The sequence below is a fragment of the Streptomyces sp. NPDC046931 genome (genome assembly GCF_040644655.1).
GTDB lineage: Bacteria > Actinomycetota > Actinomycetes > Streptomycetales > Streptomycetaceae > Streptomyces.
Window position 1 is genome coordinate 102057 of the sequence record NZ_JBEYWX010000023.1, and the last position, 10553, is coordinate 112609.

Annotated in this window: 11 protein-coding genes; 8 read left to right on the top strand and 3 right to left on the bottom strand. The window is 67.8% G+C overall.

Going from position 1 to position 10553, the window contains the following annotated elements:
* Window positions 1-47: 47 nt before the first annotated feature.
* The 4 genes from ABZ876_RS30755 to ABZ876_RS30770 all read left to right on the top strand — a co-directional run bounded on the left by ABZ876_RS30755 (window position 48) and on the right by ABZ876_RS30770 (window position 2672).
* Entirely contained in the window at window positions 48-440 is a 393-nt protein-coding gene (locus ABZ876_RS30755; RefSeq protein WP_361788052.1) for a hypothetical protein, read from the top strand.
* Between the two features lie 57 nt (window positions 441-497).
* Window positions 498-1367 carry a trypsin-like serine protease gene (locus tag ABZ876_RS30760; protein ID WP_361788054.1) on the top strand — a complete coding sequence of 290 codons (870 nt, stop codon included), beginning with the start codon at window positions 498-500 and terminating at the stop codon, window positions 1365-1367.
* A gap of 181 nt (window positions 1368-1548) precedes the next feature.
* Window positions 1549-1836: a hypothetical protein gene (locus ABZ876_RS30765; RefSeq protein ID WP_361788056.1), complete on the top strand. Its 288-nt coding sequence runs from the start codon at window positions 1549-1551 to the stop codon at window positions 1834-1836.
* Window positions 1837-2321: 485 nt separating this feature from the next.
* The gene (locus ABZ876_RS30770) at window positions 2322-2672 is read left to right on the top strand and encodes an STAS domain-containing protein (RefSeq protein ID WP_361788058.1); all 351 of its coding nucleotides are present in this window, start codon (window positions 2322-2324) and stop codon (window positions 2670-2672) included.
* A 512-nt stretch (window positions 2673-3184) separates the two neighbouring features.
* On the opposite strand, the gene ABZ876_RS30775 is transcribed toward ABZ876_RS30770, so the two are convergent.
* Window positions 3185-4012, bottom strand: coding sequence for a ZIP family metal transporter (locus ABZ876_RS30775; protein WP_361788060.1), 828 nt, complete (start codon window positions 4010-4012; stop codon window positions 3185-3187).
* Window positions 4013-4655: 643 nt separating this feature from the next.
* On the bottom strand, window positions 4656-4826 hold the full coding sequence (locus tag ABZ876_RS30780) for a hypothetical protein (protein ID WP_037661814.1): 171 nt from the start codon (window positions 4824-4826) through the stop codon (window positions 4656-4658).
* Between the two features lie 1200 nt (window positions 4827-6026).
* On the opposite strand from ABZ876_RS30780, the gene ABZ876_RS30785 reads away from it, so the two are divergent.
* Genes ABZ876_RS30785 through ABZ876_RS30795 form a run of 3 tightly spaced genes read left to right on the top strand, consistent with a single transcriptional unit; the run spans window position 6027 to window position 7938 of the window.
* Window positions 6027-6149 carry a gas vesicle protein GvpG gene (locus ABZ876_RS30785; RefSeq protein ID WP_361788062.1) on the top strand — a complete coding sequence of 41 codons (123 nt, stop codon included), beginning with the start codon at window positions 6027-6029 and terminating at the stop codon, window positions 6147-6149.
* A gap of 2 nt (window positions 6150-6151) precedes the next feature.
* Entirely contained in the window at window positions 6152-6769 is a 618-nt protein-coding gene (locus ABZ876_RS30790; RefSeq protein ID WP_361788064.1) for a DNA primase, read from the top strand.
* Window positions 6766-7938: an SRPBCC family protein gene (locus tag ABZ876_RS30795; protein ID WP_361788066.1), complete on the top strand. Its 1173-nt coding sequence runs from the start codon at window positions 6766-6768 to the stop codon at window positions 7936-7938. Before ABZ876_RS30790 ends, ABZ876_RS30795 begins: the two co-directional genes overlap by 4 nt.
* Window positions 7939-8371: 433 nt before the next feature.
* Here ABZ876_RS30795 and ABZ876_RS30800 read toward each other — a convergent pair whose 3' ends face one another.
* Window positions 8372-9214, bottom strand: coding sequence for a hypothetical protein (locus ABZ876_RS30800; protein ID WP_361788068.1), 843 nt, complete (start codon window positions 9212-9214; stop codon window positions 8372-8374).
* Window positions 9215-9991: 777 nt separating this feature from the next.
* Here ABZ876_RS30800 and ABZ876_RS30805 point away from each other — a divergent pair.
* Window positions 9992-10486 carry an RICIN domain-containing protein gene (locus tag ABZ876_RS30805; RefSeq protein ID WP_361788070.1) on the top strand — a complete coding sequence of 165 codons (495 nt, stop codon included), beginning with the start codon at window positions 9992-9994 and terminating at the stop codon, window positions 10484-10486.
* Window positions 10487-10553 lie beyond the last annotated feature (67 nt).

The window sequence follows — 10553 nt, forward strand, 5'->3', positions numbered from 1 at the left end:
CGGAGTTCGCATCACGCGGCAGATCGGGGGCTTTCAGCTCGCCCCCGGTGCTCGCCCCTGCCGTCGCCGCTCTGGTCGAGGAACGTCTGGCGGATCTTGTCCTGGCCCCGTTCTGCGGAACCGGATCATTCCTCTGGGCGGCCCTGGGCAGTGCGGCCGAGCGAGAAGCCGTCGTCGACTTTCTCGGGTATGAGCTCGACGCACAGATCGCCGCACTGGCGGCCGGCATCGGCCAGGGCGCACCAAGGCACGTAGTGATCGAGAAGGGCGACTCCTTTCGTAGGGAGTTTGCGGCGCCAGACGTCGTCATCACGGCACCCCCTCTCGGTCTCTCCCTGAGCGACCGGCGCCTGCTTCTGAACGGATCGACCACTTCCGCCGGTGACACGGCAGCAGTGGCGACCAGGGTGCCGACGACCGATCCGGGCGGTGGATTGTGACGGGAGCCTCCCGGTGAAGCATCTCCCGATTTCCCGGCCCGCGTCGATAATGACCTTGTGCGCTCACTAGTCAGGAATTCCATCCTGCCCCTGACACTGGTCATCGTCGGGGCGGCAGCAGTGGTGGGCGACGCCGCGGGGGAAACCCATGCGGCCAGAAGCAGCGGGCCCAGCGGTTTCGGCAAATCCGGCGAGCCGGGCCAGTCCCCGCAGGACCAGGACCAGGACCACCCCGCGACGGCCCCGGCCAAGGACGGCACCGCGTACACCCCCCGTAAGACCGAGGAGAACGCCCGCATCGGCGCGGTCTTCGAAAAGGACGACCAGGGCGCCCACTTCTGCACGGCGAGCGTGGTGCAGAGTCCGGGCCGGAACATGCTGATCACCGCGGCCCACTGCGCCTTCGACGCCGACTCCGGACAGCCGCTGAACGACCTGGTCTTCGCCCCCGGCTACCGCAACGGCGACGAACCCACCGGCCTGTGGAAGGTCAGCAAGGTAGTCGTCGACGACCGCTGGGCCAAGTCGCAGGACGAGGACCTCGACGTCGCCTTCCTCGTCCTCGACCAGAAGGACGGCAAGAACATTCAGGACGTCCTGAGCGGCAACACCCTCGGCATAAACCGCGGCTTCGGCAACAAGGTCAAGATCACCGGCTATCCCACCAGCCGTGACACGCCCATCTCATGCCAGAACCGCACCACGAAGTTCAGCGACGCCCAGCTGCGCATCCAGTGCACCGACCTCGAGGACGGGACCAGCGGCAGCCCCTGGCTCACCGACTACAACCCCAAGAGCCACACCGGCACGGTCATCGGCGTCCTGGGCGGCCACGAGGGCGGCGGCGACCAGGACGACGTCTCCTACGCCGCATACTTCGACGATGACATCGCCAAGCTCTACCGGCGCGCCCAGGACGAGGACTGAGCCCACCTCATCCGCACCCCGCTCACGGCAAAGGGCCGTAGCCGCGAAGCGTGCCGGGGAGGGGCTCGCGGCCCAGAGCCGCCCCTGGAGGGTTCGATGGCCTTCCCCTGGTGGCTCACTCTGCGCTGACCAGCCTGAACGCTGTCCTTGCCGGAAACCTCATCCGGCCAGGTCAAGCGGCATGCTGGTACTCGTGGCGTATGCCGCCGAGTCGGTCGCGTCTTCGTACGTCAAGGTGAAGGATCCGGGCCGGGTCGTTGATCGGCTCGGGCAACGGGCGGAGCGGGCGGTCGTTGCCGATGCCCTGGTGGGGCCGATGCGAGTTGTAGAAGTGTTCGAACTCGCGCAGAGCATGGAGCAGATGGCGCTGGTTCCATCGGCAACCGGTGCAGCAGCGCCACCAGGAACGCCCGGTCGGCCGCATCGAACCGCGGTCTACGCTGGCCCAGTTGCCGCTCCAGCACCGTGATCTGATGCCGTAGCACCAGGATCTCGATGTCTTTGTCCCGATCGCTCATCGGCAGTAGGCGCAGCAGCGCGAGCGCGTTGCTCACACCGATGTAGGCCAGTCGCGGCAGTCCGGACGATCACGTTGCAGTGCTGATCGGCTTCCGCGCAACCGCGGCGTGAGCATCCATCGTCGACGCTCCGCGAAGGCCGCCCACCGCCTCATCACCTGGGCGGATAAGGCTTTCGGCAAGGACAGGGGCCTGTCGGCCTGGGCGGTGGCGGGCTTCACAGCAGATTCTCGTGTAGGCAGTCGTGGCGGCGAGGGTGTCTGTGTGACGGTGGAAGGGAAGACAACGAGACCGACCGACATCCCTGGGTGCCGGTCTTTGGGGATTTCGGGCGTTGCCCCCACCCCGGGCACCCGACCCCCTCCATCGTCGTACACCCCTCAAGGGGGGTGCTTCGTCTTTGGGCTCACCAACCCCCGGAAGGGGGCACGCCCGCATGAACATCACCACCACGATCGACGGCACCTTCGCACGCCTATCCCTCTGCGGAGAGATCGACTTCGACACTCTGCCTCCGCTGCGCGCCGCCGTCGACGCGCTGCCGCCGCAGGTGAGCGACCTGCTGTGGGACCTGACCCTCACGCCCTTCATGGACGTCGCCGGCCTCCACCTCCTCTTCACCCCCACCGCCGGCGACGGCCCGAAGCGCCGGGCGACCGTGACCGGACTGCGCGCACAGCCGCTGTCGCTGCTGCTCATGGCGGCCGACGTGAATCCCACCGTCTTCGACCTCTGCCGTCTCCTGCCCGACGTACCCCCGGCCGACCTCAGGCCCGCAGCCCCATGAGCGCCCCAGCGCAGGGCCCTTCCCCGCCTTAGGGGATTAGCTCGTCGACGGTAACCGGATGGGATGCGAGCGGCCCGCCAGAAGTGCAGATCAAGGACATGAGGGGACGGCGGTCGTGTTCCTGTTCTCCGCCAACTTCAGTCGACTGCAGTCTGTTCTGTCGGGCGTCAGCAGGCCGGTGGCCTAGCGAGCGCGTCAGAAGGGGGGCCTTGAAGTAGCGGGGGTCGCCTCAACGGATCTTCGCCAGGGCCTTGTCCGGGTGGGCGGCGTGTACGTACCTCACGGCAGTGGGGGGTGGATGCCGAAGAGGCGGGCGAGGTGACAGGGTCGGCGGTGTGTCTGGCTTCGTCGAGGACACGGTCGCTCCACAGTTGCTTGGGCGCAAACCAAGACGGGCGACCGGAACACGGATGCTTCCAAGGCACTAGCGGCCCACACACGATGCTGGTCCCGGTCCATCGCTCGCCCGTGGACCGGGACGGCACCCACGAATCGATGCGCAGACTGGCCGGTCAGGCACCGGCAGCCGTAACGACGGCGTCCGTGGCAAAACCCAGCAAGAGGCCCATGAGGATGCACCAGGCGGTGAGGGTCTTGAGACCGGTCTTGCGGGCCACGGCGAGCAGTTCGATGACAACGTAGAGGATCGAGCCGGCGGCCAGGCCGAGGAACGCGATGGAAAGGATGTCATTGACCAGGTGCCGGCCAACGAGCGTGCCCAAGAAGGTGGGACCGCCGCCGATCAAGCCGAGCCCCAGCAAGGTGAGCCAGGAGGGACGTTCGGCCTCGGCAGCCAGCGGAGCGACGATGCCGAATCCTTCGGTGGCGTTGTGCAGGCCGAAACCGATGATCAGAAGCAGGGCCAGGGACAGTTCTCCTCGCGCGGCGGAGTTCCCGATGGCGAGGCCTTCGGCGAAGTTGTGCAGGCCGATGCCGGTGGCGATCATCAACGCGAGCGAACTCGCCTGGCTGTGGGTCTTCGGAGCCAGCTCGACGGAGGCGGCAGCGCCGGGGCCCGCCGGTCGGCCGTCGGTCTTGCGGCGGCGGGCGATCCAGCCGTCGTAGTGGACGAGCCCGGCGAGGCCGATGGTCAGGCCCGCGATCAGGGTGGCGCCTCCGGAGGCAACCGTTCCCCACGTGTGCTTACTGAGGGCCTCGTCGATGGGCTCCCAGGCATGGGTCAGTACGTCCCACACGAGAAAGATCAGAATGCCGATGGCGACGGCGTTCAGGCCGGCCCTGAGCCGGGGGGTCGGGCTGCGGAGGCGGCCGAGGGGAAGGCCGAGGTAGATGGTGAAGCCTGCGATGGCTCCGAGCAGGGCGATATTGCCGCTGGACATGGGGACTCCGGTCTGACGTGCACAAGAAGCGCACAGAACGTAAACCAGGCAAGCCTTACCTAACAAGTGGTGGTGGCCGGGCTTCAGTGGACCTTGGCCAAGTCATTACACGTTCCATCGTCGGAGCACATGCAATCCCACCGAGGCTGGTTCCCGCATCCATGTCACGAGGCGATATCTCTGGAAAAACAGCATCTCAGCGGTTTCTTCCACACTTATGCAGATATACGGGCATGCGAGACTGGACCACGCTTCGCTGACCAGCCAGGCGGCCCTCCGCAACGCCACGCGTCCCCGCATGTTCGAACCCATCCCGGCGCGAGCAGTAGTCAGTGATGCGCGAGAAAGCGGCCAACACCTCGGCATCGCCAGGTACCGCCTCGGGCGGGGCCGAACTGCGTGGCCCGGCCGAACCATATGCAAGCCCGGTGCGCACCGGCCCCGCAGACAGGAGGAGCAGGGTTCCACTGCTGAGTCTGCGGGGCCGGTGCATGACTCACGTACCCTGCGGTGCGTCCGATAAGCCCGATCCCTCCCAACTGCCGCAAGCAAGCCTCTCCTTCACGCCAGTGGGCCCGGCCGTGCCGGCCGGGCCCACTCATTGCTCGCGCGTGGCGCGCTCCGCGCGCCGGATGCCTTTCGTCTACCAGCGGTACCAGCGGCCCTTGCGGCCTCCGCTGTCCGCGGACCGGACGACGAAGCCGAGCAGCCACACGATCAGCACGATCACCGCGATCCACCACAGTGCCTTCAGCGCGAAGCCCGCGCCGAAGAGGATCAGAGCCAGCAGAAGAACCAGAAGCAGGGGAACCATCGTTATCAACCTCCTGGCCACCGGATGCCCTTACTTCAGCCCTACAAGCACCCAAAAGATGAGTTACTTCCACGGGATGAGGGGCATATGCGCGCCGCACACCGTGGACGGTGCCCGCTTTCTCGTACCCCACGCACCGCTGACACGCAGCGTGTATGCCTCAAAGCGATGCCGTGGCCATGGATTCGCCGAGACCGTTACAGGGTCGCGCGTACAGCCGACGCCCGAGACCGGCAACCGAGGGAACCCAGCCCCACGACCGCCATGGAAACGCCGAGCCCAGGCCGAACAGCGCGCCACCGGCAACGAGGTGAGTGACGCCATCGCTCCCCACGAGCGAGCAGTCGCCTCAGGCAGTGGCGGGCCCTTGGTGGTTCGTTTCTCCGGTGAACCCCCACCCGCCATCCCAGTGACGCCGCTGGCGGTACGCCCGCACCGGCGCGTCAGCGCCGCTACCTGTCTTGATCAGCTTCATTGCCGAGCGAGACAGATGAGCGAGGCGTCCTGCAACGCGACGGCCAGGACGTCGTCCAGGACGACAAGCGCCGCGCCATCACCGCCATCTGCGACGGCACCGAACGCATCACCAACGCCTCACCCGACGCCATCCGCCTCGACCACCTTGCCGAGCAACACAACCGTCCCACCCAAACCCGCCGACCCTACCCGCCGACCCACAAAAACAGTCCTGACCAGCGGAAGCGCACACCGCGCCTTTTGGCCCTACCGCTACCTACAACGAGCCCAGCGCTTCTGCGCACAGAACACACAAGCCCAGCTCACACGCGCTGACCTCCCAGTTCACAGCACTCACCCCACCTCTCAACGAACCAGCAACACACCAGACCAGCCGCCACCCCATACACCGACAAGCCCCCCTCCAAGCGTCACGATCACCCGCGTGCAACAGGTCAACAGGGCGCTGGATGCATCACTGGAGTTGGAGACCGAACAGCTGATCAATGAGCTTCTCAATGGCTCCGGTGCGGCTACGCGCAAGGCCCTGCAGAGGGCCGGTGCGCGATACGCGCTACCGGCCGGGAGCGACGTCCTGGCACGCAACCCCAGCTCACACAGCCTGGTCTGCCAAGCCCGCCCGTAGTCGCCTGGCGGCACTGGATGGCTGACACAGACACCTCTTCCACCAGGTACGCCGGTCAGACCTCCGCCCCGTGACCGCTTCCAGAGGTTTGGCCTTGGATGAAGCGCTCACACGCAGGGGGAGAGGTGACCGAGGAGGAGTTCGACCGGCGGGAGGACGAACTGCTGGACCGGCTAAAGGCGGCGATGCACTCCTGCGGCACGACAAGCGACGGGACGTGATGATGAACCGAACAACACTGGGCCTGGCCGTAGGGGCCGGATATCTGCTGGGTCGTACGAAGAAACTGAAAATGGCGCTCGCGGTCGGCTCCCTGGTCGCGGGCAAGAAGCTGAATCTCGGCCCCGGGGCCCTCGCGGCCCTCGCCCGGCAGCAGTTGAGCGACAACCCGCAGTTCAAGGAGATCGGCGATCAGCTGCGCCAGGACCTGCGGGGCGTCGGAAAGGCCGCCTCCGGCGCGATGGTCGGGCGGCAGATGGGCGCACTCGCCGACCGGCTGCACGACCGTACCGCCCGAATGCGCGACGAACTGTCCGGGGCCCAGCCCGCCCCCGGCTCCGACGAGGAGGCGGACGACAGCGCCGAGAACAGCGACCGGGAGGCGCCCGAGGACGACGACCGCCGGGAGCGGGGCGACGGACCGCCCGCCAGGAAGGCGGCCAAGAAGGCCCAGCCGAAGAAGGCGGCCGAGAAGAGGGCCCCGGCGAAGAAGGCGCCGGCGAAGAAAGCCGCCCCCGGCAAGAAGGCGGCCAAGTCCACCGGCACGGCCCGTAAGACGGCCGCGAAGAAGACGTTCGGCGCCCGCGGTGCGGGTGCGGCGAAGGGCGGCGACGAGCGATGACCGACACCCTCGGATCCGCGACGTCCACAGCGCGCCGGGCCACCGGCGCCGCGAAGGACAGCAACCCGCTCTCCGGCCTCGCCCACAGCGAGGCCGCCGACCGGCTGAAGGACGAGGTGCGCGAGTACCTGTCCGCGCAGGCCCAGCGGATGCTCACCGGCTTCGGCCGCAAGCTCGGCCAGACCACCGGCAAACTCAACGACATCGCCGAGGGCAACAGCCCGGGCTTCGCCCGTCTCGCCCTCGACGGCGGTCGCAAGCTCACCGAGGGCAAGGGCCCGCTCCGCAGCGCACTGGAATTGGGCGCCTCCCGCGCCAAGGAGAACGTGATGGACGCGGCGAAGAATCTCACGGGCGGCCGGGGCAGGAAGAAGGGCGGAGGCGGCAACAAGCCGACGGTCATCATGGAGTCCGTCGACGTCGGCGTGCCGCTGCGCACCGCCTACGACCAGTGGACCCAATACCAGGACTTCTCCGCCTTCGCCAAGGGCGTCAAGAGCGCGAGCCGCGCCGACGACACCCACTCGGACTGGCAGGCCAAGATCTTCTGGTCCAGCCGCAGCTGGAAGGCGCACACCACCGAGCAGGTACCCGACTACCGCATCCAGTGGACCTCACAAGGCGCGAAGGGCACCGCCAAGGGTGTCGTCACCTTCCACCCGCTGGGGGAGAACCTCACCCGGATCCTGCTGGTCATCGAGTACTACCCGTCCGGGCTGTTCGAGAAGACCGGCAATCTGTGGCGGGCCCAAGGCCGCCGGGTCAGGCTGGACCTGAAGCACTTCGCCCGCCACATCGCCCTGAAGGGAGAGGCGGAGGACGGTTGGCGCGGCGAGATCCGCGACGGTGAGGTCGTCCGCAGCCACGAGGACGCGGTCGCGGAAGAGGAATCGGAGCAGGAGCCGGGCGACGAGACCCGCGCCGAGGACGAGGAACAGGAATCCGAGGAGCCGGAGGAGTCCGGGGAGCCGGAGGACTCCGAGGAACCCGAGGAGCCGGAGGAGTACGAGGAGCCGGAGGAGTACGAGGAGCCGGAGGACTCCGAGGAACCCGAGGAGTCGGAGGAGTACGAGGGCGACGGCGGCGGTGAGGGCGAGTACGAGGGCGAGGGCGAGTACGAGGAGGACGAAGAGGAGCCCGAGTACGCCGACCGCGGGAGCCGTCGATGACGACGCCGGACCGGTTTCCCGAGCCGCACGGCCATGAGGCACTGTTCCCCCCTTCGTTGGGCCCCGGTGGCGGACTGTGGATCCGCGCAAGGCGCTGCACCCACTTTTCGGCTTCGAGAAGTCGACCTGATGCGACCTCGACCGAATAGCGACACATCACGCGGGGCCGGGCGGCATTCTGTCTTGAAGCTGGGTGTCGTGGGTGACGACGGTCTCCTGTGGGTCGGGGCCAGGCCCCTGTCATGACCGGCCAGCGAAGAGCCTCGGTAGAGCGGGTGATGGTGACGGGTGCGCAGCGCGCAGATCGCTGTGCGCACTGGCCGCGCAATGGGCATCACGGCTGCGTGCTGGGCTGACGTGTGGTTTTCACGGTTGCGCAGCCGTTGACGCTGACTGGATCACTGGTGCGAAGTGGGGAGCAGCGCGCGGCTTGTCACCGCTGTTGCTGCGCGTGGTGGCGGGTCAGTGCCTGCCAGCGCCGCTCGAAGTCGACGGCCTGCTCGGCAATGGTGTACAGCGTCAGTGAGGAGCCGAACCAGAAGTTGGCGGTCTCGGTCTGCAGCGCTGTGCGTACGGTGCTGTCCGCGGCCCCGTACGCACGGACCTCGGCCAGGTCGGCACGGTAGCGGGCGGAGTCCAGGGCGGGCGGCGCGGACAGCCGGTACTGGTCGGGGCTGTCCAGCAGGAAGGGCCGGGCGAGCCGGTTGCCGTACTGTGCGGCCGGGGCGTAGGCGGGCGGAGTCGGCTGCCACACGCCGGGAGCCGCCGGCGGCACGGTGAACGGCGCGTTCACCGAAGTCGGGTCGAGACCGTCGCCCTCACGCAAAGCGAGGACCAGCCGTGCCTGGCGCGCGCCGGCCGCCACGCCCTTCGCCTTGGCCGGCCCGTCCGGAACGCGGTCCAGCGTAGAGCGCAACGCGTCATCCAGTTCCTGGGTGCGGGATGGGATCAGCGCCACCAGGGCGTCGTGCACAGCGGATGCCAGGGCCGCGTTCCGGAAGTCCCTCCGGTCGACGCCGGGCGGCACCTCGCGGGTGGCTCGGGCGGCCGCCAGCCAGCTGATGGCCCAGGTCCGGCTGTTGGTGACCTGGGTGGCGGCCCCGGCCACCGCGATGGTCACGGCCGTCGTGTCGTACCAGTCGAGCGTCACGGACAGGTGCTGCTGCCGTTCGTCCGCAACGGCGGGCGTGGCGAGCGGGACGGTGGCGGAGGCGGTCAGCAGGGCTGCCGAGCCCAGCGCTTGCAGGGCGGAGCGGCGGGTTCTGAGCGGGTGCACGGGTACTCCTTCGCGGATGTGCGGGTGAGTGCTGTGGCCGGGACGCCGAACGCGCGCACACGAAGGAAACCGCCATGGTGGGCGGTCAGCATGGGACGGCTGCGTTCGGCGAGGCGTCAGCTACAGAGCGCGGCGGCGACGCGCAGCAGGTCGACGGCGCACCGCCGGGTGAACCGCAGGGAGATCCGCATGCCTGGACGCTATTCGCGCCGCAATTCACGGTCAACACATCGGATGTTGACAGCTCAGCATTGCAACGACGCCTTCGTGCCTGCGTCATGCGCCCGTTACCCTGGCCGTGACCAGGGCATCACCGCTGTCCTCGGCCCGGGCCGGCAGTTGGTCAGATGCTTGGCGGAGCGTCCGACCGGCATTCGCGGCGCAGCGGTCGACGGTCGCCGTCCACGCGGCCCAACGCGCAGGTCAGAACTCCAGGGTCAGGGCAGACCAGAGTTCCCGCTCCACGTCCGTCAGCGGTATGTGCGCGGCATGGAACTCCGGGTGGCCGGATGGCAGCCGGCCGTCCTTGACATTCCCTGGAGTCCTGCGGCTCCAAGCGCTGCTCGAAGTCCTGCGGGAGCACCTGCTGACCGGTGGCGCCCGCTCGGAACCCAGGGCTGACAGGCATCGGCAATGTCGGCCGGTGGACCACCCCTCTTCACGGACCAGCGATGTCCGGCTCGATCGAGTGAATTCACCTTCCTGGCGGCGGCCTATTGCTTCGCCCGGCGCCCAAAGTGATAAGGGCGTGCGGGAAGTCACCGAGAAGGAGGAGATATGCACGTTTCCTTGGCGGTAGGGCGGCGGCGGAGCGTCGCAGTACTGGCTGCGGCGCTGTTGGGGGCGGTGATGCCGCTACCAGGCGCCGCCTCTGCGGTCGAGCCGTCCGCCCACTTCGGGCACACCCTGCGGCAGGACAGTTTTCCGGAGGGCTATTTCTTCGTCCGGAACGTGTACAGCGGCAAGGTGCTCGACACCAAAGACGGAAGCACCGCGCCCGGCAGCCGGGTCATCGTCCGGGACAGGAGGCCCAGCGACAACGACAACCAACTGTGGAAATATGACGCGGGCTTCCTTGTCAACAAGAAGAGCGGGCTCGTCCTGCAAGTACCCGGGCACGAAGGCGGTGGACCCATCGCGCCGGGAACTGCTCTCGATCAAGACAAAAGGCGCGAACCGCCCAGCAACATCAACCAACTCTGGGCCTCCAACCATGAGCAGCTGATGCCTTACGACCCCAAGGTTGCCGCTGAGGTTGAAAGGGTGGGGTGACAGCGTTACGGAGGCTCCAGTGCCAGTCCGGTCCCGGCGATGAAGCCGTCGAGTACTTCGGGTCGGC